We start from the raw sequence: 273 nt of genomic DNA on the forward strand, positions 1-273 counted from the left end.
GTCGTTCGGCGACACCGACATCGAGGGCCAGTCGCCCGACACGCTGGGCAGCCTCACACCTCCGTGGGTCACGCCCGTCATCCTGCTGCTCCTCGCCGCCGGGGTCGCCGCCGCGATCTGGCGCGGCCAGCGCTTCGGACCGCTCGTCGCCGAGACTCTTCCGGTGACCGTGCGCGCATCCGAGACCATGCACGGGCGCGCGCGTCTCACGGCGAAGGCCGGCGACGCACCCCACGCGGGGCAGGCGCTCCGCGACGGTGCGCAGCGCCGTCT

Annotated in this window: 1 protein-coding gene; it reads left to right on the forward strand. The window is 74.7% G+C overall.

The window, feature by feature from the left end; genetic code table 11:
* On the forward strand, positions 1-273 hold a 273-nt coding region (locus SB658_RS23940; RefSeq protein WP_410602824.1), incomplete at both ends, for a hypothetical protein.

The sequence above is a fragment of the Bacillus sp. SIMBA_008 genome, assembly GCF_046535495.1.
GTDB lineage: Bacteria > Bacillota > Bacilli > Bacillales > Bacillaceae > Bacillus > Bacillus subtilis.